General features: G+C 66.7%; 21 protein-coding genes and 1 pseudogene. 11 read left to right on the top strand and 11 right to left on the bottom strand.

Annotated features, from left to right (window positions below; all coding sequences use genetic code 11):
- Positions 1-27 precede the first annotated feature (27 nt).
- Positions 28-738: a flagellar transcriptional regulator FlhC gene (flhC, locus tag M3I56_RS12420; protein ID WP_254354186.1), complete on the top strand. Its 711-nt coding sequence runs from the start codon at positions 28-30 to the stop codon at positions 736-738.
- Positions 739-756: 18 nt separating this feature from the next.
- On the opposite strand, the gene M3I56_RS12415 is transcribed toward flhC, so the two are convergent.
- A complete protein-coding gene (locus M3I56_RS12415) occupies positions 757-1284 on the bottom strand; it encodes a hypothetical protein (protein ID WP_254354185.1) in 528 nt (175 codons plus the stop codon).
- Positions 1285-1331: 47 nt separating this feature from the next.
- Between M3I56_RS12415 and M3I56_RS12410 the strand changes: the two genes are divergently transcribed.
- The 4 genes from M3I56_RS12410 to M3I56_RS12395 all read left to right on the top strand — a co-directional run bounded on the left by M3I56_RS12410 (position 1332) and on the right by M3I56_RS12395 (position 5168).
- Positions 1332-1769: a hypothetical protein gene (locus M3I56_RS12410; protein ID WP_254354184.1), complete on the top strand. Its 438-nt coding sequence runs from the start codon at positions 1332-1334 to the stop codon at positions 1767-1769.
- A 400-nt stretch (positions 1770-2169) separates the two neighbouring features.
- Positions 2170-3159: a hypothetical protein gene (locus tag M3I56_RS12405; protein WP_254354183.1), complete on the top strand. Its 990-nt coding sequence runs from the start codon at positions 2170-2172 to the stop codon at positions 3157-3159.
- A gap of 81 nt (positions 3160-3240) precedes the next feature.
- Positions 3241-3924, top strand: a complete 684-nt coding sequence (locus M3I56_RS12400) for a TetR/AcrR family transcriptional regulator (protein WP_254354182.1) — start codon at positions 3241-3243, stop codon at positions 3922-3924.
- The gene (locus tag M3I56_RS12395; protein WP_254354181.1) at positions 3921-5168 is read left to right on the top strand and encodes a glycosyltransferase; all 1248 of its coding nucleotides are present in this window, start codon (positions 3921-3923) and stop codon (positions 5166-5168) included. Before M3I56_RS12400 ends, M3I56_RS12395 begins: the two co-directional genes overlap by 4 nt.
- 2 nt (positions 5169-5170) lie before the next feature.
- On the opposite strand, the gene ubiM is transcribed toward M3I56_RS12395, so the two are convergent.
- From ubiM to M3I56_RS12380, 3 genes are all read right to left on the bottom strand, one after another.
- The gene (ubiM, locus tag M3I56_RS12390) at positions 5171-6367 is read right to left on the bottom strand and encodes a 5-demethoxyubiquinol-8 5-hydroxylase UbiM (RefSeq protein ID WP_254354180.1); all 1197 of its coding nucleotides are present in this window, start codon (positions 6365-6367) and stop codon (positions 5171-5173) included.
- Between the two features lie 23 nt (positions 6368-6390).
- Positions 6391-6831 (bottom strand): hemerythrin domain-containing protein, encoded by a 441-nt coding sequence (locus M3I56_RS12385; RefSeq protein WP_254354179.1) that lies wholly within the window; start codon positions 6829-6831, stop codon positions 6391-6393.
- Positions 6832-7106: 275 nt separating this feature from the next.
- The gene (locus M3I56_RS12380; protein WP_035514678.1) at positions 7107-7316 is read right to left on the bottom strand and encodes a hypothetical protein; all 210 of its coding nucleotides are present in this window, start codon (positions 7314-7316) and stop codon (positions 7107-7109) included.
- A gap of 220 nt (positions 7317-7536) precedes the next feature.
- On the opposite strand from M3I56_RS12380, the gene M3I56_RS12375 reads away from it, so the two are divergent.
- The 3 genes from M3I56_RS12375 to M3I56_RS12365 all read left to right on the top strand — a co-directional run bounded on the left by M3I56_RS12375 (position 7537) and on the right by M3I56_RS12365 (position 10130).
- The gene (locus tag M3I56_RS12375; RefSeq protein WP_254354178.1) at positions 7537-8580 is read left to right on the top strand and encodes a D-cysteine desulfhydrase family protein; all 1044 of its coding nucleotides are present in this window, start codon (positions 7537-7539) and stop codon (positions 8578-8580) included.
- A 63-nt stretch (positions 8581-8643) separates the two neighbouring features.
- Positions 8644-9030 (top strand): SgcJ/EcaC family oxidoreductase, encoded by a 387-nt coding sequence (locus tag M3I56_RS12370; protein ID WP_254354177.1) that lies wholly within the window; start codon positions 8644-8646, stop codon positions 9028-9030.
- 245 nt (positions 9031-9275) lie between these two features.
- Positions 9276-10130 carry an alpha/beta fold hydrolase gene (locus M3I56_RS12365; RefSeq protein WP_254354176.1) on the top strand — a complete coding sequence of 285 codons (855 nt, stop codon included), beginning with the start codon at positions 9276-9278 and terminating at the stop codon, positions 10128-10130.
- A 4-nt stretch (positions 10131-10134) separates the two neighbouring features.
- On the opposite strand, the gene M3I56_RS12360 is transcribed toward M3I56_RS12365, so the two are convergent.
- The 7 genes from M3I56_RS12360 to M3I56_RS12330 all read right to left on the bottom strand — a co-directional run bounded on the left by M3I56_RS12360 (position 10135) and on the right by M3I56_RS12330 (position 19749).
- Positions 10135-10677 (bottom strand): cytochrome P450, encoded by a 543-nt coding sequence (locus tag M3I56_RS12360; RefSeq protein ID WP_254354175.1) that lies wholly within the window; start codon positions 10675-10677, stop codon positions 10135-10137.
- Between the two features lie 24 nt (positions 10678-10701).
- Positions 10702-11412 carry a YceH family protein gene (locus M3I56_RS12355; protein ID WP_254354174.1) on the bottom strand — a complete coding sequence of 237 codons (711 nt, stop codon included), beginning with the start codon at positions 11410-11412 and terminating at the stop codon, positions 10702-10704.
- Positions 11413-11507: 95 nt separating this feature from the next.
- On the bottom strand, positions 11508-14306 hold the full coding sequence (locus tag M3I56_RS12350) for an Hsp70 family protein (RefSeq protein WP_254354173.1): 2799 nt from the start codon (positions 14304-14306) through the stop codon (positions 11508-11510).
- Positions 14307-14311: 5 nt separating this feature from the next.
- On the bottom strand, positions 14312-16156 hold the full coding sequence (locus M3I56_RS12345; RefSeq protein WP_254354172.1) for an Hsp70 family protein: 1845 nt from the start codon (positions 16154-16156) through the stop codon (positions 14312-14314).
- Complete coding sequence (locus M3I56_RS12340) at positions 16153-16737, bottom strand: DUF2760 domain-containing protein (protein ID WP_254354171.1); 585 nt, start codon at positions 16735-16737, stop codon at positions 16153-16155. Before M3I56_RS12340 ends, M3I56_RS12345 begins: the two co-directional genes overlap by 4 nt.
- 389 nt (positions 16738-17126) lie before the next feature.
- Positions 17127-17636 carry a hypothetical protein gene (locus M3I56_RS12335; protein WP_028207377.1) on the bottom strand — a complete coding sequence of 170 codons (510 nt, stop codon included), beginning with the start codon at positions 17634-17636 and terminating at the stop codon, positions 17127-17129.
- Between the two features lie 187 nt (positions 17637-17823).
- Entirely contained in the window at positions 17824-19749 is a 1926-nt protein-coding gene (locus tag M3I56_RS12330) for a potassium transporter Kup (protein ID WP_254354170.1), read from the bottom strand.
- A gap of 261 nt (positions 19750-20010) precedes the next feature.
- On the opposite strand from M3I56_RS12330, the gene M3I56_RS12325 reads away from it, so the two are divergent.
- The 3 genes and pseudogenes from M3I56_RS12325 to M3I56_RS12315 all read left to right on the top strand — a co-directional run.
- Positions 20011-21120: a purine nucleoside permease gene (locus M3I56_RS12325; protein ID WP_254354169.1), complete on the top strand. Its 1110-nt coding sequence runs from the start codon at positions 20011-20013 to the stop codon at positions 21118-21120.
- Between the two features lie 375 nt (positions 21121-21495).
- Positions 21496-22800 (top strand): NAD(P)/FAD-dependent oxidoreductase, encoded by a 1305-nt coding sequence (locus M3I56_RS12320; RefSeq protein ID WP_254354168.1) that lies wholly within the window; start codon positions 21496-21498, stop codon positions 22798-22800.
- Positions 22801-22913: 113 nt separating this feature from the next.
- Positions 22914-23112 (top strand): annotated as a pseudogene (locus M3I56_RS12315) (IS256 family transposase); the annotation flags it as partial.

Here is a 23112-nt window from a genome sequence, read left to right as displayed (position 1 = left end):
GTCGACTGCCCCTGGGAGTACCACGTCATGTACAAAGGCAGTGTGACCGAAGAAGCGCGTGAAGTGCTGCGCGCAATCGAGCTGATCCAGCTGGGCGCACGCATGCCTGTGCTCGAAAAAGAACTGACGCTTTCGCGCAATCGTTTGATCAGGCTTTACCGGGAACTCAAGAACGCTTCGCCGCCCAAGGGCATGTTGCCGTTTTCGGCAGACTGGTATTTCACGTGGCTGCCGAACATTCATGCGTCGCTCTTCTACAACATCTATCTGTTCCTTACGGATAGAGCGAAATGCAGCCGGCTCGACGCCCTCACGCGGGCGTACCGCCTTTATCTCGAGCACTGCGAGAGCGCCGAAACCGAACGCGTGCTGAGCTTCACACGGGCGTGGACGCTGCTGCGCTTCTTCGAAGGTGGCCTGCTCACGCTGTCGAGCTGCACCGTTTGCTCCGGCCGTTTCGTGCGCCATGTGCGCGACGCACACAAACCCACCGCCTGCTGCATTTGCATGCCGCCCGCGCGCGCCGGTATGACGCGCGCCGCACGCGCGAGCCGCACTACGGAAACCGACGCCCCGGCGGCCACCTCCGCCACGCGAGGCCGCGCCGCAGCAGCGCTGGGCGAGCTTTCGGGCACCATGCGCGAAACCATGCGCGACACGCTCGCCGACGTCACGCGCGCCCTCGATCCCAAGCGTTCCGCGAACCGCTTGCGCCTTGTCGCTTCGGTTCCCGTCTAGGCGCAAGCGGCGCGTTCCTTACGTCACATCCTCATCGCACTCTGCATCCGCCTGCAGAGCGCGAATATCGCACGCGCAAATCCGGCAGATTGCTTTGTGATCCTGATGAACGTGCTGATTCTGGCGAAGTTCGCATTGCTGCGCCGCAAGCTCAATGGCGTGTGAGTGGGCGGCCTGCCAGATCTCCCAGGCGATCTGCGCGCCGCTGTGCGAATAGTCGTCGTTTTGATCGCGCTCGAGCGCATCGGGCAGACGCGTGTGGACTTGCAGATAGTGCGTGCGATAAAGCGCCTCGAAAATCTCGCGGCGTGACGGGCGCTTCAAGCTCGCCTCTTCGCGAACGTGACCGGATTTGTAAGGCGAAGAGACTTGATCCACATGCGACGTCGAGGCGTACTTCTTCTTGCGGGTGGGGAGGATCACGTATTCGTCGCGCGGCAATACCCACACGACGTTCCGGATATCGATATTGTCGCAGGCTGGGCAAAAAAATTGGCCGCGGAATATCGCGAATTTTTCTGCGTTATTCGTGAGTCGTTTCAGCACCGGACCTGCGATTATTGTGGGCATAAGAAAGTCGAAAGGAGTCGACCATGCAAATCGGGGCGGCGACACAGTTCGCCAACAGCAGCGCCAACACGAGCACACACCGTGCGGGCGCGGCTTCAGACCAGGCAGAACAGGACGGCACGCAGTCGAGCAACGATTCGACGACCGTCGCGTCGTCCACATCGCAGGACGATGCCGTACAGATTTCGCCGCAAGGCTATGCTGCCGCGTCAACTGACGATACCGCGGACAGCGACGACGCCGCGGCCGACGCGAGCGATACCAGCGATGCCACTGACACGAGCGACACAACCGACGCAACGTCGACGCCGACCAGCGCGCAGCCCGTGAAATCGCTCGTTTATGGCGCGTTAGGACTCGAGCGTCCCGACGCGCCCGCCGACCCGAACCACACGTATACGCTTGGGCGCTGGATCGCGGCGGGCATTACGCTCGGCGGCATCATTTCGCTGTTTATCTGAGCGCGCTGCGCCGCGATCCGGCGCGCTTAATGATTCGGACACCCGATGATATGGGCGGCAAGTCGGCTATCATCACTGCCGGCAAGACCATCGATCCATAACGTACACGAGGTCCACCCGTGGCTCTCAGCGCTTTTGCCACTTCGCAAGCCGTTGCGCTCGCCGCCATCGCTGCCGCGGCCGTCGCGCTCGTCAAGGGGGCTGCGGCAGGTAGGCGCGCCAGGCGAGCGACACACCGTCTCGCGCCGTATAACCTCCCGCATCGCCTGTCCAAATCCGCCAAACTGGCGGAATCCGCCGATTGATCTTCGCGGCGAAGTGGCCCATATTCAAATGAGTGCGTAAATCAGGCACCGGTTTTGCGGCAATTCGTCAATCGAAGCGAAAGCGCGCTCCTCCCATGCTCAACGCCCCTGGTCACGACGATTCCGATCCGTCGGAGTGCCCCTACTGCGGGACCAGGTTCAATGCGCCGCTCGCACTCTGCCCTCAATGCGGAGCGAATCAACAGGCCGCTGCCGCCCGCATCGCAGCCGCGAGCGAAGGCCTGCCGGACGAACGCGCACACGGGGTAGCCGAGCGCCTGCGCGCGAACCTGGGCACGCTCCCGGGCGCCCTTGGCGGCAATCGGGCCTACGACGGCGAGTACCCTTCGATCGACGAGGAACACATCGCCGAGCCCAAGCGGCTGCCGCGCTATGCGTGGGCGGGACTCGGCGCACTCGCGATCGCGCTCGCCGGCTTTGCGTTCCTGCATCGCAGCGAATGGGAGCCGAAGCTCGGCGCGCAGGTGGTCGTGGGGTCCGTGATCGGGTCGAAGGGCACACAAGGCGTACAGGGCACTAGCGGCACCGTCGCCGCGCTGACTAACCGGCCGGCCGCCGTCCTGCCGCGTGCGAACGCGGCGCAGCACCGCGTCGCCCAGGAGAATGCGCCGGCCGTCTCACGCCCGCCCGCCGCGCCGCGCTATGCGAGTGCGCATCCCGAGGTCGCGAGCAATCTGGCCAGCGCGCGCCTGAATCTCGACAAGAACAACCTCTGGCCCGCACGCCGGGCGCTCACGAGTGCACTCGCCGTCGAGCCCGGCAACCCCGAAACGCAGCAGCTGCAGGCCGACCTCGTCGCGCGCGAGCAGCAGCGCGACGCGTTGATCGGCGAGGCTCGGCAATGCGAGCACGAGCGCCAATGGGCTTGTGTGCGGCAAAACGCGGGGCATGCGGTGGAAGTCGACGCATCGAGCCGTGAAGCGAGGCACCTGCTCACGCTCGCCAGCACCGAGCACCGGCCGGCCGCCGGCAAGCGCAATGGCCGTACATGGCCATGGGAAAGCCAGTATGCGCAGGCAGGCGACAGCCGCTCTCGCCAGGATCCCCTCTTCTGGCATCACTGATCGGCCCCTCAGGCAGTACTTGCAGACGATTTGTGAACGATGAATAATATTGCACGACGTTCAATATTATTCATCGTTCACATGTCCACGTCCACGCCCCCTCTGCCAGGCCGCCGCGACCGCAAACGTCTGCAGACCCTGGAACATCTCGCGCGCACCGCCGCCGCGCTCTTCGAAGCTCACGGTTACGAGCCGGTGACCATGGAGCAGATCGCCGCCGCCGCGGACGTGGCCAAGGGCACGCTGTACAACCATTTCCCGGTGAAAGAGGCGGTGCTCGCCCATTGGCTGCATCTCGAACTGGCGGCGAATCTCGGGGCGCTGCACGCCAGGCTCGAACACACACCGGGCTTCGCCGCGGGCGCGCGGCTCGTGCTCGATCATTCCGCGAGCTGGTGCGAGGCGCACCCGGACTACCTCGCGCCTTACCTGCGGTTTCGCTTTCTCGGCATCGGCACGGAGCCTTCGCCGTCGCGGGACAGCGAGCAGCTCGGCGACATCGCCGATACCTTTGCCTGGCTCGTCCGGCGCGCGCAGGCGCAAGGCGAACTGCGCGACGATCTCGACGCGGCGCGGCTCGCCCTCTCGTTCCACCACCTCTACCTCGGCGCCATGCTGCGCTGGCTCGCCGAACCGCGCCTGAAACTGCGCAAGGAGTTTGCCGCTGCGGTCGATTTGTTCCTGCACGGCGCGGCCCTGCCCGCGCAGGCGGCCCGGAAAACACCCGCGAAAGCCGCGCCGAAATCGAGGAACAAGGCCCCATGAAGCTACTGATTGCGACCTACGGCACCGAAGGCGATGCGCGCCCGTTCGCCGCGCTTTGCCACGGCTTGATGGACGCCGGGCACGAAGCGCGCCTGCTCGCCGACGCCGCCACGCTCGGCAGCGCCCACGCACTCGGCGTGCCGGCCACCGCGCTGGCCGGCGACATTCGCGGCATGCTTCGCCCGGACCACGCGATCGCCGGCGTCGTCGCGAGGGGCGGTGGCTTCAACGAGACCGCACGCGCGCTCGCGAAGATCGCCGACGAAAACGCGCAGTCATGGATGCGCACCATCGTCGAGGCGGGCGAGGGTTGCGATGCGATTCTGGTTGCCGGGCTGGCCGCGTTCGTGGGGCTTTCCGCGGCGGAGTATCTCGGCGCGAAAGGCATCGGCTCGGGCATGATCCCGATCACGCCGACTGCGGCCTTTCCCTCGCCGTTCTTGCCGCCCAGGTGGGTGCCGCGCGTGCTCAACCGCGCCAGCCACGGCCTGGTGAACGGCCTGCTCTGGAAGGCGTTCCGCGACAGGACCAACGCCGCGCGCGCGATGTTCGGCCTGCCGCCGCGCAAGGCGGTATGGAAGGACCACCCGATGGTGTATGGCGTCTCGCCAGGCCTGCTGGCCGCGCCTGCCGACTGGCCCGCCAATGCACATCTATGCGGACAGTGGCTGGCGCCGAGCCCGGCATGGACGCCACCGGCTGCGCTGGCGCGCTTTCTCGCTGCGGGAGACGCGCCCGTCTACATCGGCTTTGGCAGCATGACGGGCTTCGACAATGCGCGGCTGCTCAATGCCCTGATCGAAGCGATGCAGGGCCGGCGCGCACTCTTTTACCCGGGCTGGAGCGGCATCGATCCGCTGGCGCTTCCCGAAAACTTTTTCGTCGTCGGCGACACGCCGCACGACTGGCTGCTCCCGCGCACCGCCACCGTCATTCATCACGGCGGCTCCGGTACTTCGCACTCCGCAGCACGCGCAGGGGTGCCTTCCATCGTGACGCCGTTCGCGGGCGACCAGTTCTTCTGGGCGGAGCGCCTGCACCAGGCTGGCGTCGCACCGCCAGCGGTCGACGGACGCCAGCCCAGCGCCCGAGCGTTCGCGAACGCACTCGACTTTGCCGCCAGCGAAACGGTGCGAAGCCGCGCCCGCGCACTAGGCGAAACGATGCGTGCGGAAAACGGCGTGGCGAACGCGGTGGCCGCCCTCGAGCGCATCGTTGCGGTCGATGTGCGCGAGGGCGCCTGACGTCAGCCGGTCAGTGAAGCCGCGATGGCCTTCCTGAACGGCATCAGTTTCGAAGCCGCGCGCAGCATGAAGTCGCGCGCCAGTTTCGCGGGAGCGCTGTTGTTCGTATAGACGTCGGTGATGAACCGGGTCGCGAGATAGAGCGGCTTCGTCGCGCGGCGGTGCTGGGTTTCATAGCGCTGCAAAACCGGGGCGGCCCCGATATCGAAGCCGCTCTTGTGCGCTTCGATGATTCGGTTACCTAAGGTTTCCACGCCGAGCAGCCCGAAATTGAACCCATGCGCGGTCACCGGGTGCATGCCGACCGCGGCGTCGCCCACGGCCGCGAAGCGTTTGCCGACGAAGCGTTCCGGATAAACGGCCACGAGCGGATACACATGCCGGGTGCTCGCCAGCTGCATCGCGCCCAGCCTGTGCATGAAACGATCCTCGATATGCCGCGCGAATGCGTCGGGCGCAAGCGCGGCGATCTCGTTGACCTGGCCCACGGGCAGCGTGAGCACGACCGACGACTGATGCGCGTTCGTCGAGCGCTCTGCGTTCATGGGCAGCAACGCTAGCGTCTGATCGTAGCCGAACCATTCCCACGCGGCGTGCTCGTGAGGCGCTTCATGCGTCATGCGGCAAACCAGCATCGCTTTGCCGAAATCGTGCATGCTGGCGGCAATGCCCATCATCTTGCGCGTGGACGAGAAGCGGCTGTCCGCCGCGACGATCAGCTTCGCCGAGAGCGTTTCGCCGCTCTCCAATGTCACGCTCGCCAGAGCGTCATCGGCTTTCACAGCGCTGACCTTTTGGGCCGCGAGCAGCGTCACGTCGCCATGCACCGCCGTGCTTTGCCGCAGCGCCTCGTAGGCAGCCTTGCGAATCAGGTGATTGGAGACCAGCCAGCCCAGCTCCGCGTGGCCGCTCAGGTCGTGCCCGATCTCGAGCGCCCCCGGCGAGGGACCATTGAACACCCTGGCGCTGCGAAGCGGCGCACGCGCGTGCGGGTCAATGAGATCCCAAAGCCCGAACCTGCGCATCGCGCGCACCGACTTCTGGGTCAGCGCGATCTCGCGCCCATCGAACTGCGGCTCGCTGATGTCGGCGAGGCTCTGCTGCTCGACCATGACGATCTTGAGGCCAACACCACTGAGCGAGCGCGCGAGACACAGCCCCACCGGCCCGGCGCCTACGATTACGATATCTGCTTGCATGAATCGAACGATTGGAATGTGACTCAGACGGCTTGATCGGCTTGATCGACCTTCGCGATGCCGCGTTCGCGCAGGGCTTCGACCATGAGCGCGTCCATCGACTTCACGTGCCAGGCGAACCATTCGCGCAGTTCGCCCACCAGTTGCCGCCCCGTGTCGAAGCGCCCCTCGTCGGCAACTTGCCTGCGCACCTCGCCGACCACGTTCAGGACGTGCCGATGCTGGCTAGCATGGCAATGGCGCGGACCGAAGTTCATCTCCTCCATCCACGCTTCTTCCTGCGCGAAATGCTGTTTGGTATGCGCCGCCCACGCGTCGAACGCGCCGAGCCATGTTTCGTCGCGCGCGAGCGCGAGCGCGTCGAGTAGCGCGACGAACTCGGCATGCATCGTATCGGTCATGGGTTCGCCCAGTTGCAGATCGGGCGCGAGTGTCGGCGAGGGGCGCGGCGCGGGTGAGGTCATGAAGGAAAGTGACGGCGTTCAGGAACGGTCTGAAAAGCCCTCTCGGGCAATTTTTCAAGATACCGAGGCGCATGGAATTGCGCGCTGATTTTTAGCAAACGTCGCACGATCCGTCACTGAGGCCGATGGACGCGGCCTGAGCGCATGCAAGCAAAGGGATCAGACGAAAAGAAACATCGATTCCGGCGCAGCGCGGGGGGCGCGGGCCGCAAACGTGGAAGGATGCGAGGAAAGGTGCCGCAGACGCGAAAATACGCAGCCGCGCGGCGCGCGGCTCAAACCAGTTCGGCGAGATTGACGAGGGCGCGGTCGCCGTCGGATTGTGCTTCGTTTTCGGCGCGGAACGTCTTCTCGCTGTACGCGATGACCTTGAACCCGCCGCCTGCCGAACGCTCTATGGTGATACCCCAGTGCCAGCCGCCTTCCTGTTCGAATACGTGCAGCCTCGGACTCGATGGTTGGCTCGGCGATTGAAAAATATTCATTTGAAGCCTCCCGTGGTGGGAATATCGTCTCGGACGATTGCCTGGATAAGAATCAGTTTAAAAACCTCCTTGCTGCGACGCAATACGGAATTACGTGGACGTGAGAACCCTGAGGCGTTGCGCATTATTCGAGAATTACCCTGGTTATTATTCGACGCCTGGCAAATGTAAATGTCGCCAGTTACGCTCCCATTCCAGACTGCCAGACAGCGAGAGCCCGATGACTACCGTAACGAAAGCCGCAACCCATTCCGCATCCCCGTATCAGCTCGATCTTTCGCGGCATGCTCGCCGCGCACTGCTGGAAGGACCCACGCCGATCCAGCCATTGCCTCGGCTAAGCGACGCACTTGGGGGCGTGAATGTTTATGTCAAGCGCGACGATCTCACTGGTCTCGGCGGCGGCGGCAACAAGCTGCGCAAGCTGGAGTTCCTGATGGGCGAAGCGCTGGCTGCGGGCGCAGACACCATCATCACCGTGGGTGCGCGCCAGTCGAACCATGCGCGCTTGACGGCGGCTGCGGCGGCGCAAGCAGGCCTGCAGTGCGAACTCGTGCTCACGCGGGCCGTGCCGCGCGAGGACTTCGAGTATCTGGAGAACGGCAACATCCTGCTCGACGACCTGCTCGGCGCACGCGTGCACGACCTGCCCGGCACGGCCAATGCACTGGAGTTCGCCCAGGCGCGCGCCGACGAGTTGCGCGCCCAGGGCCGCAAGGTCTACGTGTGCCCGTTGGGCGGGTCGAGCCCGGTGGGATGTCTGGGGTACGCGGCGTGCGCCGCCGAAATCATGACGCAGGCCCATGCACAGGGATTGAGCTTCGCGCGCATCGTCGTGCCGAACGGCAGCGGCGGCATGCACGCAGGGCTCGCCGCCGGCTGTGCGGCGCTGGGCATCGACCCGAGCCTCGTGCTCGCGTACACCGTCCTGGCGAAGGCTGAGCAGGCCCATGCCGCCACGCTCGAAAAGGCCGGCAAGACGCTCGAGCTGATCGATCCGGCTCGGCGCATCGAGGGCCGCTCGATCGTGATCGACGAAGCACAGCTCGGCGACGGTTACGGCATTCCCACCGACGCCATGCGCGAGGCCGTGCGGCTCGTCGCGTCGAAAGAAGGCCTGCTGCTCGACCCCGTGTACAGCGGCAAGGCATTCGCCGGTCTCGTGCAAGCCGCGCGTTCGGGACGCCTGGCACGCGGCGAGAACGTCCTGTTCGTCATGACCGGCGGCTTGCCGGGCCTGTTCGCGTATCGCAGTGCGTTTTGAGGCGCCGCACTCCAGCACTCCAGCACTCCAGAACCATTGAAATGAAACACGAGGGAACCCACGATGACCGACGACGAACGCGCCATTCGCGAACTGGTGCAAACCTGGATGGAAGCCAGCCGCGCCGGCGACACCGCCAGGGTGCTGAGCCTGATGACCGACGACGTGGTGTTCACGGTGCCTGGTCAGGAGCCGTTCGGCAAGGCCGAGTTTGCCGCGGCTTCGCAAGCGCAGCAGGACATGCGCATAGAAGGCACGGCTGAGATCGTGGAACTTCAGGTGCTGGGGGATTGGGCCTTTCTGCGCAACCGCATCGACATCTCCATTACGCCGCCGGGCGCAGCCCAACCCATGCGGCGTGCGGGCTACACGCTCACGCTGGTGCGCAAGGATGCGAGCGGACGCTGGCTGCTCGCGCGCGACGCCAATCTCGTGGCGCCGAAGGCGTAAATCCCCCGCCGCGAACGCGGCCGTCGGCGCTACAAACCACGATTCGGGCGCCGCTCGCCAGGCCGCCGCGGCGTGGGCGTGCCCGCTTGCTTTCACCGCTGAAAGAGAACAACCCCGCCCGACAGGCCTTGCGGCGTTACGCCCCTTTTTTGAATCAGAAAACCTTATCGATTCCTTCAGTTTATTGAGTTTCCCTTAATCGTGCGCTTGCGGCAAAGTGACGCTCATACGCTCGGAGCCACTCCTTGAACCAACGCATCGATCCCTCCCTACTCGCCGCGCCCGACCTGTCGTACGCCACGTTGCACTCGGGCATTGCCCTGCCGTTCCTCAAGCGCGGCGATGGCGAGCCGCTGCTGTTCGTCCACGGATCGCTCTGTGATTACCGCTACTGGATGCCGCAGCTCAACGGCCTGTCGGAGCATTTCCGCTGCATCGCGCCTAGCCTGAGCCACTACTGGCCCGCGGCGGACGCCTGTATCCAGGGCGATTTCGGCTGGGAGAGCCACGTCACCGAGCTGGCCGATTTCATCGCCGCGCTCGGCGTTGAATCGGTCCACCTCGTGGGCCATTCGCGTGGCGGCTGCGTGGCGTGGCATCTGGCACGCCGCTATCCGCGTCTTGTGCGCACGCTGGTGCTGGCCGACCCGGGCGGCCCGCTCTCCCGCGTGGACGACGACGAAGCCGCGCTGCCTCCCGCCACCAACGCGTTGCGCACGCGCGCCGCCGACCTCATCCACGCCGGCGAAGTCGAAGCGGGACTCGAGTTGTTCGTTGATTCCGTGAGCGTGCCGGGCGCCTGGAAGAAAGGCTCGGCGGCGTTTCGCCAGATGGCCATCGCCAACGCCACGACGCTGCCCAAGCAGTTGCAGGACCCGCTGCCGCCGTATGCGCCGCGCGCCGCCCGCGAGATCAAGTGCCGCACGCTACTGATCGACGGCCAGCGCAGCCCGCTCATGTTCCGCAACAACGTCGAAGCACTGGACGAGTGGATCGAGTTCGCGCGGCGCGTCACGATCAAGGGCGCCACGCACGGCATGAACGGCACGCACCCTGACCTCTTCAACACCTACGTCCATACCTTCATCACGCAAGGTTGAGACTTCAGTCACGGCCCGGCTGATTCGTTTGTGGTTGAAACGACTCAACCGTTGGCCGCAATGCCAGCCGCACCGGCATGCGGCTCGGCACCATCGCGAACGCCGTGATTTCCTCGATCGTCGAGGGATCGGCGGCCAGCTTCACCTTGAAGCGGTTCATCAGCGTGGAGAGCACGAGGCGCATTTCCATCGCCGCCAGATGCCGCCCCGGACACACACGCGGCCCCGCGCCAAACTGCACCCACGCTCGCGGATCGTGCACACGCGCATCGCCACCCGCATGGCCGCGTAGCCAGCGCTCGGGGTCGAACCGCCCGGGCTGCGAGTAGTGGCGCGCGGCGAGCATGGGCGGGCTCCAGGCCGTGACCGGCATGCCGCAGATCTGGAAGCGATACGGCGTGCCGAGTTCCTCCGCCCACTGTTCGAGCACGCGATGCAGTTTCGGCGCGTTCAGCTGATGCAGATTGCCGATGAGCGGCAAGCCGCGCGGGCACGGCAGGTCGCGCACCTGGCGCAGGCGCTGGGCGGAGGATGCGGCGGCGTCCATGGCGCGACGGCGGGGTGACGGTACTCAGTCGAGCGACATGCCAAGTTCGGCGGCCATGCGCGCGACGAGCGTCTGCAGGCGCTCGACTTCGTCGGCGAGACGCTGCTGTTCGGCGCGCACCGCCTCGAAGTCCGAGAGCGACACGCTCTCGCCGGCTTCCTCGCGAGCGCCGGGCGCGATGGTCCCCGCGGCAACGAAACTCGCCGTGTTCACTTCGCCGCACAGCAGATGCATCCAGCGGCTTTCGCGCTCGCCCGGCGCGCGCGGCAGCTTCACGACGAGCGGCGGCTCGCGCTCGACCAGTTCTTCCAGGAAGCCTTCGACTGACGAGACATCGGCGAACCCGTGCAGGCGCGACGAGTTCAGGCGCAATTCCGCCGCCGTCTGCGCGCCGCGCAGCAGCAGCACGGTCAGCAGCGCCACGGCCTGGCTCGGCACGCCGAGCACGCGGTTCAGGTTGTGCTCGAAGCGCGGCACGCGGCTGCTGCTGCCTTCGAACACGAGGCTCAGCAGCTTGAGGTCTTCGATGGCGGCCAGCACTTCGGCTTCGCTCATGTTCATGACCGGGGTGCGCGCGGTCTTCTGGTTGCAGCCGAGCGTGAGCGCGTTGAGCGAGAGCGGATAGGTATCGGGCACCGTGTGCTGCTTTTCGACCAGCACGCCGACGATACGCGCCTCGATCGGCGAAAGCGCGCGCAAGGCGCGCGGCGAGGAAGCATCGGCAGGAGAATTCATGGGCAGATCAGTCCGCTGTGTTTCAGTTGGAATCAGGCGTTCGATCATACGCGCGCCGGGCTTCCCGCAGAAGTCACGTGTCGCTCAGCCTGCGATCAACCCGCAAGCAGCTTCAGCCCCGCCGGCAGCGCCTCGCCGAACACCCGGCCCGTGTCCGCGGTATCGAGCGCGACGACTTCGCGCACCATCGTGACCCACGCAGGCGGCGCGTTTGCCGACTCCATCCGGCGCACCACGGTCTCGCGCAACCCGGCGGGCAGGTCGCGCGAGCGGTCGCCCGTCATGCGCGCGATTTGCGCGGCGGCGAACATCGCCGGTTCGATCTTTTTCCAGTCGAGCGCGAGAATCGCGTCGAGCCAAAGCGCGGCGGTTTGCGGCGGCACCACGCCGTGCGCGCTGCCGTAGAACGGCTGGCGCGCGCCGATGCGGCCCACGGCCCACCACGTCTGATGATTCTCGGAAGGCTTCTGAAGCCGCTGCAACAGCCGCTCGCCGATCTCGATCTTGCGCTCGGCCGCAATCTGTTCGAGCGACGCGTAGAGCCGGATCATGTCCGGCACGCCGAGCTTCGCGGTGTCGAAGGGCAGCTTGTGGCGCTTCGAGCCGGCCGCCTCTTCGAGGTACGTCATCGCCTCCAGCACCTCGTGCTGCTGCGCCTCGTTCAGACCACCGGCCGCGCGCCGCCAGAGCGTCCACCACTCCGACCACACCTGGCCTTCGCCCACGAACTGGATGCCGTCGTCGAAGAGCGACCAGAGCTGCTCGACGCGCCATTCGTCCAGCGGATAGCCGAAGCCCGGACGCAGACAAAAGCCGGCGAGGTTCAGCCACAGGCGTTCGTGATCGGCGGAGCGCCGGCGCTTGCCCGCGCGTTCCCAGAGCGCGCCGAATAGTTCGCGCAGCAGCGGGCCGTCCCAATTCTGGCGCGGCCCGAGCCGCTCTTCGAGATGCGCGCGCAAGCGCCTCACTTCCTTCGCGTCGACCTTGACGGAGCGCGCGCCGAACACGCGTTCGATCGCGTCGATGGCTTCGCCCTGGCCCGCGTGGCGCGACTCGCCGTTCGCCGCGCCGGCACCGGCCTCGTGCTCCGCGCGGCGCAGCGCGAATTCGAGCAGCCAGCGCTGCGAGGCGTCGTCGGTGGCGATGCAGTGCATCTCCAGCGTGCCGACTTCAGTGAGCGCGGTCGTGAGCTTGACGGGACACTCGCGCGCCGTCTTTGCATCGCCGCCGCCTGCGGGCACCACGGTCGCGAGCGGCGGCAGGCGCACGAAGTCGCCCGCTGCGAGGTCGGCCAGCTCGCCGGGTTGCCACGCGGTGTCGGCCACCGTCGATGCGAGGTGGAACTGCACCGGCTGGCCCAGCTGCAATGCGAACGTGCGGTCGTCCAGATGCAGTTCGTGGCCTTCCTCTGTGCCTCGCGGCAGGACACACACGCCGCGCGCAGCGGCATCGGCTGCCGCGCCTTCGTCGAGCACGAGAAAGTAGCTGCGCGGCGAGCCGCCGCCGATACGCGGCGCGTTGCCGGCCCGCGCGAGCGCATAGGCGACCGCGCCGCGTGCGACGGCCACGTCGGGCTGATCGTTCTGCAGCACGTTGAGCGGCTCGCCGCGCCACGTGCCGAGCGTATCGGCCAGACGCTGCGCGAGCGCGCGCGCGCGGAACACGCCGCCGTTGAGCAGCAGCGCGTCGGGTATCGGCAGCGCGGTTTCCGGTTCACCGGCCGCGCCCGAAGACCCCAGCGCCTCGCGCGACTGCGCGGCGAAGCGCTGCAAGAACGCCGCGATATGGCGCGTGATGGCCGGATCGGCGGCATAGGGCAAGCCGAACTCGACAATCGCCGCCCGCGAGCGGCGCGGCAGGTCGCCGGCAGTGCCCATCGGGAAGAAGCCGTCCACCACGATCTGCGCGACTTCCTGGCGGCCAAGCTGCGTGGTGCGCGCGCCGCCCACGAGACGCGCACCCGCGCCGAGCAGCGTGATCGGCACGGACTCGGGCGCACTCGCGTCGAGCAACTGCTCCTTCGCGACGCGGCAGCGCTCGACAAGCTGCGAAAGGCTCGCCGCGCTCAGGCGCGTTTGCGCGTTCGCGAGCCGGCCTTCGGCCAGATGCGCAAGCGCGAGATCCATGTTGTCGCCGCCGAGCATCAGATGATTGCCCACGCCGATGCGCGTGAGCTGCGGCTCGCCGCCCTCGAACTGCACCTTGATGAGCGTGAGGTCGGTCGTACCGCCGCCCACGTCGCACACGAGCACGAGGCGCGACGCGCCCAGCTCCGCATCGAGCGTCGCGCGATGGTGATACAGCCAGTCGTAGAACGCGGCCTGCGGTTCTTCGAGCAGGCGCAGCGCGGGCAATTTCGCCATGCGGGCCGCTTCGAGCGTGAGCGCGCGCGCGCCGTCATCGAACGAGGCGGGCACGGTGAGCACCACGTCCTGATCTTCGAGCGGCGCATGCGGGTAACGATGGTTCCACGCGGCGCGCACGTGCGCGAGATAGCTCGCGCACGCGGTCACCGGCGAAACCTTGGCGACGTCGTCGGGCGCGCCCCACGGCAGGATCGGCGCGAGGCGATCCACCGCTGCATGCGAGAGCCAGCTTTTCGCGCTCGCCACGAGCCGGCCCGGCACCTGCGCGCCGAGCGTGCGCGCGAGGCGGCCGATGACGGGGTCGTCGCCGGGCGTCGGCGCACGCCACGGCAAACGCAAATCGCCCGCCGCAAGCTCGCCTGCCGCCGGGTGATAACGCGCGGAAGGCAGCATCTTTTCCGCGCCCACTTCCCCGAGGCCGGTGAGTTGCTCGACGTCGAACACGCGGATGGCGTCGCCGCCCGCCTCCACGTACGCCACGACGGTATTGCTCGTCCCCAGGTCGATGCCGACGACGTATGGCTTCATCGGGCTCAGTCGCCTGCTCCGCCACGCACGTCGAACTCGACCTTCCAGCGCTCGTTCGTGCCGCTCGGCATGGCTTCAAGCTCCAGCGTACCCGCCTCCGTCACGCGCGCGTGCAGCTTCACGGGCACGACTTCGCCGGGCGTGCGGCCTTCGGTCGGCAGCGTGGCCTGAATTTCCTCCAGCTCCTGCAAGTCTTCGGGCGTCCAGTAGTCGAGCATCGTGCCGACCTGGTCCAGGCGCCGCACCGACGAGCCGAAGAAACGGAAGTGCACCGGCTCGCCCACGACGAGGCCGAACTCCTGCGGCGGGAGCGCCGCCTCGGTGCCCTCTTCCATGCCGAACGGCGCGACGCAAAGCGCCGACACGGGCGGCTCGAGCCCCGGCACCGCCGGCATGGCCGATTCGACGGCCACGTAATACGCGCGCGCCGTGCCGCCGCGAATGCGCACGCCCTTGCCGCGCTTCACGTAGCCGTAATAGGCCGCGCCGCGCGCGACCGCGAGGTCGAGGTCCGCACCGCCGAGCAGACGCGCGCTCGCAGCGCCTTCGGCCGCGAGCCAGCCGTTGAGGATCTCGAGCACGCGTTGCGAAAGCAGCGCCGACTTGAACACGCCGCCGTTGAAAAGGACCGCCGTGGGGTGCAGGAAGGTCGCGCCTGCGGGCGGCGCGCCAAAGCCTTCGAGTTCCGCGAGCGCCTGCACCTGGCGGCCGAGGAAGGCCGCGAGATGGCGCGTGACCCCCGCGTCCTGCGCATACGGCAGGCCAAGCTGCGTGAGACCCACGCGCGTGCGCACGGCGGGGCGCGCAGCGGCGTCCACCTGCGGGAAGAAGCCTTCGAGAATGATCTGCGTGAGTTCGGCGCGCGTGAGTTCCGTGCGGATCGAACCGCCGATCAGCTTTGAGCCGCGGCTCGGCACGACGATCGGCACCGTATCGACGGAGGCGTCGCTCAGCAGCGTTTCCTTGGCCGACCGGCACGCATAGGTCAGCGCGCGCAGTTGCCACGGATCGGCCTGCGTGCCCTGGGCCGCGAGCTTGCGCGCGACCACGTGCGCGAGCGCGAGGTCCATGTTGTCGCCGCCGAGCAGAATGTGCTCGCCCACGGCCACGCGGTGCAGTTCGAGATTGCCTTCGCGCTCGACCACGGCGATCAGTGAAAGGTCGGTCGTGCCGCCGCCCACATCGACCACGAGGATGATATCGCCGACCTTCACGTCCTTGCGCCACGCACCGCCGCTCTTCTGAATCCAGCTATAGAGGGCCGCCTGCGGCTCCTCCAGCAGCGTCATGTTGGCGTAGCCCGCCGCCTGCGCGGCCTCGGCCGTCAGCTCGCGCGCGGCAGGGTCGAACGAGGCCGGAATCGTGACGGTAATCTCCTGCTCGCCGAACGGCGCCTCGGGGTGCGCGTGGTCCCAGGCCTCGCGCAGATGCGTGAGATAGCGCACCGAGCTTTCGAGCGGCGACACGCGCGTGACTTCGGGCGGCGCGTCGTTGGGCAGAATGGCCGCGCGGCGATCCACGCCGGGGTGGCACAACCAGCTCTTCGCGCTCGAGACGAGGCGGATCGGCGTGCCCGCGCCACGGCTGCGCGCAAGCTCGCCCACGGCGTACTCGCGCGTGGCGGTCCACGGCAGCGTGAGGTCGCCCGGCGTCAGCTCGCCCGCATGCGGCAAATAAAGAAACGAAGGCAGCAGGTCGGGCGATTCCAGCGTGCCCGGCGCCGTCAGCTGGGTCACGTTCAGCACGCCCTGCTGGGTCTTTTCGCCATCGCTGGCGCTGAGGTCGACGTAGGACAGCGCGCAATGCGTCGTGCCCAGGTCGACGCCAATCGAATAACGCGGATCGCTCACAGCTCCACCTCCGCCGGCGCGATGATGCGCGCGTCGTGTGTCTTGACGAGTTGCGGCAGCTTGACCTCCTCGACGCGCCAGCCGCGATGCGTGAGGCTGCCGCTGAACGGCGCCGCGCCCACCACGTTGCCGGTGAGGCGCACGGCGGCGGCGTCGAAGCCGGCCGGCAGCGTCACGCGCGAGCCTTCGGACTCGCTGCGCACCGGGCGGATCGCGAAGTGGTCGCGCAGCGTGGCGCGGCAGCCTTCGTGGACGATGCGGGCGGCGGCGCCGATATCCGCATCGGCATAGCCGGCAATGTCTTCCTCGACGAAATCGACGAAGCGCGCGTTGCGCTGGAGCAGGCCGAGCAGTTGGAGCGCGGCGTCGGGCGTGGCTTCCTTGATGACGGTGGGTGCAGGTGCGGGTGCCGGCTTCGCGACCGGAGCCGCGGCGGGCGCAGGCGCGGCGGCGCCGGGTGCAAGTCCGCCTTCACGCAGACGGCGCACGTTGGCGGCGAGCTCCCCATCGCCGAGGATCGCGAAGAACGATCCCAGCGCGACCGAAAGGCGGCCGAAGAAAGACAGATTCGATTCGGGCATGTAGACGACTCCAATATCGCTTGAGGGCTCGCAGACAAGGCGAGCCGACCTGCCGGGCTCGCAACGAGGCCCGATCGATGCCTGGAAGGAGGCGGCCGGCAGGGGAAACTCGAGCCCGGCGCGGGCTCAAAACCCGTATTTTGCCTTGTCGCGGGCGCAAGCCGGTCAAAATGCGGATCTGGCGAGGGAATGGCGCGCCCGGCGGCGGGCTAGGGGCGTTGTTGGCGGGCGGCCGGCGCGGCTGAACCTCGGCGGTCAGACGTTGAACGCTGCGGACCCAAAAAGGCGCGCCAAGGCAGAGAAATGGGGCGCGAATTGGACGACAGGCGGCGTGGGCAAACGCTCAGGCCTGCGCCGCCGACCTAATTCGCTTTGAAGCCCCGGCGCTTTCAGGGAAAGATGGGCGTCGTCGCTTCCGCGCCTTCCACGTCGGCGCGCGGCACGTGCTGCGCGATGTTCGCCTCGATCTCCGCTTCGCGCGAGCCGGGCACATCGGCCATGACCAGCAGCTGGCCGTCCTCGATCGGCCCGTGAAAGCGCGAGAGCCGTGTGTTCGGTTCGTCCACGCCGATCATGCCGGCCACCCACGCGCCGAATATCGCGCCCGCGAGGGTCAGCACGACGACCACCCCGCCCGTGATATCGAAGTTCGCGGGCGGAAACATCAGCGCCACGAGGCCGACGATTGCGCCAGTCGCCGCGCCGAACATCACGCCGCGCTCCAGCGCATGCACGACGTCGCTGCGCTGCAGCAGCGAGGCCTCGGGCAAGCGTTCGAGCCCCACGCTGTGATTGGCGAGCACGTGAATATGACGCCACGTGATGCGCGCGCGCAGCAGATCGTCGACGATCGCCTGCGCCGTGGTGGTGTCGGGAGCGAGGAAATAGAGGCGTCTCATGATGGCCCTCCTTCGGTCATGCGGCGACCCGCTTGCAACTGGCTAGCAACCGGCCCGCTGCCACATGACTACGATGCGATTCCGATCATCCTACGCCTGAGTTCCTGTCAGCGCGACAGCCTGGCGTGGGTCTACGCCACAATCCGCGCGCGCCCAGAACCCGTCAGCGCCACGCGCGTCGAGCCGCCTAAATCTCGACGCGCGCACCGACCTCGATCACGCGATTGGCCGGCAGCTTGAAGAACGCGGCGATATTGCCGACGTTGTGCAGCATCACCGCGAAAAGACGCTCACGCCAGAGCGCCATGCCATGGCCGCGCTTGGGCACCACCACGGCGCGGCTGAGGAACCACGACGTCTCGTCGAGATCGAACGTCAACTCCGCGGACTTATAGGCGGCGAGCGTGCATGGCAAGTCCACCTCGTCCTTGAATCCGTAATTGACGACGACGCAGTAGCAGCCCGGACATAGCAGTTCGACCATCACGCGCTCGCTCTCGGCCACCCACGGCACGCTCTTCGTCTTCACGCTCAGGAATACTACGCGTTCGTGCAACACCCGGTTGTGCCGCAAGTTGTTGACGAGCGCGTGCGGTACGGCGTCGGCGTTCGGCGTGAGGAAAATCGCCGTGCCGCCTACGCGCATCGGCGAGCTCTCGAGCAGCGCCGCGAGATAGGGCTTGAGGGGCTTCTTGCCGGCGCGCGCGCGCGCCTCGGCCGCCATCATTTCCCAGCCCTTTCCCCAGGTCGCCATGACTGTGAACATCAGTGCGCCGATCACGAGCGGGAACCAGCCACCGTCCACGATCTTGAGCAGGTTGGCCGAGAAGAACATGGCGTCGATCACGAAGAAGAACGCCGTGGCGAACACGCACAGCAGCCAGTTGTAGTGCCACGCGTAACGCACGACGAAGAACGTGAGGAACGTCGTGATGAGCATCGTGCCGGTCACGGCGATGCCGTAAGCGGAGCCGAGCGCCGTGGACGACCGGAAGCCCACCACCGCCGCGACCACGGCGACGAGCAGGATCCAGTTGATGCCGGGCACGTAGATCTGCCCGATTTCGCGCTCCGAGGTGTGCACGATATTCATGCGCGGCAGGAAGGAAAGCTGCATGGCCTGCATTGCCATGGAATAGGTGCCCGAAATCACGGCCTGCGAGGCGATGACGGTGGCAACGGTCGCGAGCACGATCATCGGCACGATGGACCATTGCGGGAAGAGCCGGTAGAAGGGGTTTTGCATCGCGCCCGGGTTGGCCAGCAGCAGCGCGCCCTGCCCGAGGTAATTGAGCGCGAGCGAAGGAAACACAATGCCGAACCACGTGAGACGAATAGGCTGCTTGCCGAAGTGACCCATGTCGGCATAGAGGGCTTCGGCGCCCGTGAGCGAGAGCACGACCGCGCCCAGCGCGACGAAGGCGAGCCAGCGGTGATGCAGACAAAACGCGATGCCCTCGCGCGGATCGAGCGCGAACAGCACGGCTGGCGCGGAGGCAATGTTGGCCACGCCCGCCACGGCGATCACGACGAACCACAGCACCATCACCGGCCCGAACACAGCACCGATGCCACCCGTGCCGTGCTTTTGCGTCACGAACAACACAATGATCGCCGTAAGCGTCACCGGAATCACGTAGGTCTTGAGCGCGGGCTCGGCCACTTCGAGGCCTTCCACGGCGCTCAGCACCGAGATGGCCGGCGTGATCACGCTGTCGCCGAAGAAAAGCGCCGCGCCCATCACGCCGATCACGAGCAGCGCAGCACGCAGATGCGGCCGCGACGCCACCGAGGAAGCCGCCAGCGCGAGCAGCGCCATGATGCCGCCCTCGCCGTGATTGTTCGCGCGCAGGATGAGCGCGACGTACTTGAGCGAGACGACGATCATGAGCGACCAGAAGATCAGCGAGACGATGCCTACGATATTGAAAGCATTGACCGCAAGGCCGTTGCTGGGATCGAACACGGTGGCGAGCGTGTAGAGCGGGCTCGTGCCGATGTCGCCGTAGACCACGCCGAGCGCGGCCAGCGCGAGCGCGGGAAGCGCCGGGCGATGCGGGCCGGAGTCGCCAAGGCGCCCGTGCGCGGGCGCCGCGGATGCGGATTGTCCCATGTCTCCCTCCTGGTAGTGCCGCATGCGGACCGGGGGGCCGCGCGGCCTTGTCGCTTCGTATTGGCGAGGCTGCCCCGTTGGGCGCGCTAGTCGAAGTATAGGAACTTGGCGCGAAAATGCGCTTCGCGTGGCACGCAAAGGCAACAGCGCCGCGTGAGGCGCGATGCCTTCGCAAAACTGTCATAGTCGAGCGTATTTTCCTGAACATTTGCCCGCTCCATCGAGTCGCCCGGCACGCGTACAACCATAAGGACATGCACAATGCGAACCCGCCTCACGCTCCTCTGCGCCGCGCTGGCGCTCGCTGCGTGCGCGTCGCAGCCCCGTTCAGCGCAACAGGACGCCGGAACGCTTTCTGCGCAAAACGCGGCCTTCGCGCAAAGCGGCGTCACCCCACACGGACGTCCGGTGAAAGTCATGATCGTGACGATGTTTGCGCCCGAAGCGAAGACATGGCTCGATCGCCTCGGTCCCTGGGAGTCCGTGACGATCGCGGGCCTCTCGCCCGACTACCCCAATGTGCAATGCAATGCCGCCGACGTCTGCGTGATGACGACCGGCATGGGCCACGCGAATGCCGCCGCCTCGACCATGGCCCTCGCCTTCGCGCCGCAGTTCGACCTGCGCAAGACTTACTTCCTCATCGCGGGCATCGCGGGTGTGAATCCCGAGCACGGCACGATCGGCTCGGCGGCCTGGTCGGACTGGCTCGTCGATTTCGGCCTGCAGTGGGAGATCGACGGCGATGGGCGCCCGCTCGGCTGGCGCACCGGCTATCTCGGCATCAACACGAAAAGCCCCAACGACAAGCCCGCGCTCGACTACCGCACCGAAGTGTTCCGCCTGAATCCGAGGCTCACCTCGGCCGCCTGGGCGATCTCGCGCGACGTGACGCTCGCCGATAGCACGCAGGCCCAGGCCGCGCGCGCGAAATATGCTTACGCACCCGCCAACCGGCCGCCCACGGTGATCCGTTGCGATTCGGTCGCCGACGATACCTGGTGGTCGGGCAAGGCGCTCGGCGCGAGGGCGAGCGAGTTCACGCGCCAGCTGACCGGCGGACAAGGCGTGTACTGCATGACGCAGCAGGAGGACAACGCCACGTTCGAAGCACTCAGCCGCGCGGCGCGTGCGCAACGCGTGGACCTCGATCGCGTGGCCGTGCTGCGCGCGGGCTCGGACTTCGATCGTCCGTATGCGGGCGAATCGAACGCGGCGAATCTGCTGAACTATGCGAGCCAGGGCGGCTTCGCCCCCGCGTTGGAAAACCTCTATCGCGCGGGCCGTCCGCTCGTGCAGACCATCGTCGCGCACTGGAGCGACTGGCAGGATGGCATTCCTGCAAATTTGTCTGCCGCATCGCCTCGATAGCCACATCACGCCCTGTCCCCGCTTTGCCTCGTTGAAGCGAAGCATCCTTGTGAGGAATACATACGATCGGGCGTGCCGCTATCCGGCATGCATCGCCAATTCGCAAAGCAATTACAGCGCACGATCGTTCATACGCATTGCGCATCGGAATGCGGGATTTCCGCTACTGAAATCCTCCTTTGACCGGATAGCTTTATCGCGGCATCTATGCCAGATTAGGTCTCACGCATTTCGAGCGCAGCGCAGGGGTCGCGAAGCGATGCGCCATGATTCCACGGGGGACAGCATGCACGGCAACTTCTCTCCCCTTCATGCCGTCACGCACATCATGTTCGCGAGCGTGCACGCGTGTGTGCATTCGCGAGCGCGCGCGTCATGAACACCGCCAGCATCGTCGTGCTCGGCGCGGGGCCAGCGGGCGCAGCCGTTGCGCGCTCGCTCGCGGGGCTCGGTTATCGCGTGCAGGTGGTGAGCGACTGGCGCCGCTTCGATGCTGCTGAAGCCTTATCGGCACGCGCGATCGAAGCGCTGCGCCGCGCGGGCCTGCATCGCGCAGCCAGCTGCGGCGAAGGGCCGTGCGTGCGCACCACGCTCTGGAACGGCGCGCTGCAAACGCTCGACGCAGAATTCCTCGTGGACCGGCGTGTGTTCGATGCGGCCCTTCGCGAGGACGTGTGCAGCGCGGGCGTCGACATGATCGAGGCGAACGTGCGCTCGCTGCATTCCTCATCCGCGGGTCACGATCTCATGATCGAAACCGCCGATGGACCGCTCACGTTACGCGCGGACTTTCTGGTCGAAGCCCGCGGGCGCCTCGCGCCGCTGTTGCGCGACGCCACGCGCGGTCCGCAAACCGTGAGCCTGCTGAACGTATGGAAGGGCCGCGCGGGCGCAGCAGCCACCGCGGTGGAAAGCCTGCCGGCCGGATGGGCATGGATGGCGCGTCTGGGCGACGGCCGCCGTTACTGGCAATTGACGCTGGACGTCACGAACCCCGAACTGCCGAAGCGCGATGAACTGCTCGCGTTTTGCGAGCGCATGCGGCACTCGCCGCTTGCCAGCGACTTCTTCGCGGGCGACGCTGCGAACGATGCACGCCTCTATGCGCGCAGCAGCACCGCCACGCTGTGCGGGCGTACCGGCGGCCACAACTGGCTGCGCGTGGGCGACGCCGCCATGGCCGTCGATCCGCTCGCGGGCAATGGCGTGTTCCAGTCGCTCACCTCGGCGTTGCAGGCACCCGCGGTGATCCACACGCTGCTCGCGCGGCCCGAGCGTGCGCCGCTCGCGCTGCGCTTCCACCAGCAGCGCATCGAGCAGTTGTTCATGCGCTTCGCGCGCACCGGGCGCGATGTCTATGCGCTCGAACAGCGCTGGACGACGCAGCCGTTCTGGCAAGCGCGTGGTGCATGGCCTGATGACCGACCCGCTCACGTTAGCGCCGATTTCAACGAACTGAATGTGGGACGCGCGCCCGTGATCGATGGCGGCATGATTGCCGAAGCGGACGTGGTCGCGAGCCCGGATCAGCCGCTCGGTATCTGGCATCTGTGCGATGCTGCGCTTGCGCCAGTAGTTGAGGCGCTGCGGCGCGAGCCCGCTGAGCAGGTGCTCAAGTCGCTCGATGCCGATCAGGCGCGGATGATTCGGCACTGGCTTGCTATGCAGGATTTTCCTTAGCGGCTGGCTCTTTTTTGGCCTTTCCTTGTGTTCGCGTCGGTATGCAAGTGTTGCCCCTGTGCGGGACCTATCCGCCATTTTGTGGGCGGGGCATATCATGAGAGGTAAAAATCATGGATATGCCAATGAAGAAGAAACGCACCGTCGCTTCGCAGGCAGCGGCCCGCGGGCCGCTGCCTGCCCTGCCTGAAGGGCTGCTTGACGAGCTGGTCAAGGGACCGATGACGCCCGCCGAGGTTCAGGATCTGATGCTCGCGTTCAACAAGGCAATCATCGAACGCGCGATGGGCGCCGAAATGAACATGCATCTGG

Source organism: Paraburkholderia sp. CNPSo 3281, assembly GCF_024206515.1.
GTDB lineage: Bacteria > Pseudomonadota > Gammaproteobacteria > Burkholderiales > Burkholderiaceae > Paraburkholderia > Paraburkholderia nodosa.
The sequence above is the reverse complement of the archived record's forward strand: the minus strand, read 5'-3'. Positions and strand labels throughout refer to the sequence as shown.

What these genes read in the sequence shown, in the direction of transcription:
- flhC (WP_254354186.1), top strand. Translation starts at nt 28, where the DNA reads ATGTACAAAGGCAGTGTGACCGAAGAAGCGCGTGAAGTGCTGCGCGCA.
- M3I56_RS12410 (WP_254354184.1), top strand. Translation starts at nt 1,332, where the DNA reads ATGCAAATCGGGGCGGCGACACAGTTCGCCAACAGCAGCGCCAACACG.
- M3I56_RS12405 (WP_254354183.1), top strand. Translation starts at nt 2,170, where the DNA reads ATGCTCAACGCCCCTGGTCACGACGATTCCGATCCGTCGGAGTGCCCC.
- M3I56_RS12400 (WP_254354182.1), top strand. Translation starts at nt 3,241, where the DNA reads ATGTCCACGTCCACGCCCCCTCTGCCAGGCCGCCGCGACCGCAAACGT.
- M3I56_RS12395 (WP_254354181.1), top strand. Translation starts at nt 3,921, where the DNA reads ATGAAGCTACTGATTGCGACCTACGGCACCGAAGGCGATGCGCGCCCG.
- ubiM (WP_254354180.1), bottom strand. Translation starts at nt 6,367, where the DNA reads ATGCAAGCAGATATCGTAATCGTAGGCGCCGGGCCGGTGGGGCTGTGT.
- M3I56_RS12385 (WP_254354179.1), bottom strand. Translation starts at nt 6,831, where the DNA reads ATGACCTCACCCGCGCCGCGCCCCTCGCCGACACTCGCGCCCGATCTG.
- M3I56_RS12380 (WP_035514678.1), bottom strand. Translation starts at nt 7,316, where the DNA reads ATGAATATTTTTCAATCGCCGAGCCAACCATCGAGTCCGAGGCTGCAC.
- M3I56_RS12375 (WP_254354178.1), top strand. Translation starts at nt 7,537, where the DNA reads ATGACTACCGTAACGAAAGCCGCAACCCATTCCGCATCCCCGTATCAG.
- M3I56_RS12370 (WP_254354177.1), top strand. Translation starts at nt 8,644, where the DNA reads ATGACCGACGACGAACGCGCCATTCGCGAACTGGTGCAAACCTGGATG.
- M3I56_RS12360 (WP_254354175.1), bottom strand. Translation starts at nt 10,677, where the DNA reads ATGGACGCCGCCGCATCCTCCGCCCAGCGCCTGCGCCAGGTGCGCGAC.
- M3I56_RS12355 (WP_254354174.1), bottom strand. Translation starts at nt 11,412, where the DNA reads ATGAATTCTCCTGCCGATGCTTCCTCGCCGCGCGCCTTGCGCGCGCTT.
- M3I56_RS12350 (WP_254354173.1), bottom strand. Translation starts at nt 14,306, where the DNA reads ATGAAGCCATACGTCGTCGGCATCGACCTGGGGACGAGCAATACCGTC.
- M3I56_RS12340 (WP_254354171.1), bottom strand. Translation starts at nt 16,737, where the DNA reads ATGCCCGAATCGAATCTGTCTTTCTTCGGCCGCCTTTCGGTCGCGCTG.
- M3I56_RS12335 (WP_028207377.1), bottom strand. Translation starts at nt 17,636, where the DNA reads ATGAGACGCCTCTATTTCCTCGCTCCCGACACCACCACGGCGCAGGCG.
- M3I56_RS12330 (WP_254354170.1), bottom strand. Translation starts at nt 19,749, where the DNA reads ATGGGACAATCCGCATCCGCGGCGCCCGCGCACGGGCGCCTTGGCGAC.
- M3I56_RS12325 (WP_254354169.1), top strand. Translation starts at nt 20,011, where the DNA reads ATGCGAACCCGCCTCACGCTCCTCTGCGCCGCGCTGGCGCTCGCTGCG.
- M3I56_RS12320 (WP_254354168.1), top strand. Translation starts at nt 21,496, where the DNA reads ATGAACACCGCCAGCATCGTCGTGCTCGGCGCGGGGCCAGCGGGCGCA.